Annotated in this window: 1 protein-coding gene; it reads right to left on the bottom strand. The window is 41.3% G+C overall.

Annotated elements, in window-relative coordinates; all coding sequences use genetic code 11:
• A partial coding sequence (locus tag KH400_RS21855) for an asparagine synthase-related protein (RefSeq protein WP_217228217.1) occupies positions 1 to 395 on the bottom strand: 395 nt, incomplete at both ends.

The following is a 395-nucleotide window of genomic DNA, read 5'->3' as shown; positions in this document are numbered from 1 at the left end:
AGTTAGTAATAGGTTCCGGGCCCAATCATAAAGCTCGTCCTTTAACCAGTGACGGATTGGTACAGGGAATCCAAGTTTTTTTCTGTGCAAGACGGATTCAGGAATAAACTCACTCATAGCCTCTCTTAACACGTACTTCGTCGTTCCGTGAGAAATCTTAGCATAAGTAGGGACCTCACTTGCCACAGCAAACACTTCTTTATCTAAAAAAGGAACTCGTAGTTCAATGGAATGAGCCATTGTCATACGATCTGCTTTAACAAGGATGTCGCCAGGTAGCCACGTATGAAGATCAATGTATTGCATTTTTGAGGAGTCATCAAATAGAGCCGCTTCGTCGTATAGATTTCTTGTCATCTTCATAAACGGATTAGATGTATCATAGACGGTAAGTA

The organism is Desertibacillus haloalkaliphilus (assembly GCF_019039105.1).
Classification (GTDB): domain Bacteria; phylum Bacillota; class Bacilli; order Bacillales; family KJ1-10-99; genus Desertibacillus; species Desertibacillus haloalkaliphilus.
This window is presented reverse-complemented; position numbering and strand designations above follow the sequence as displayed.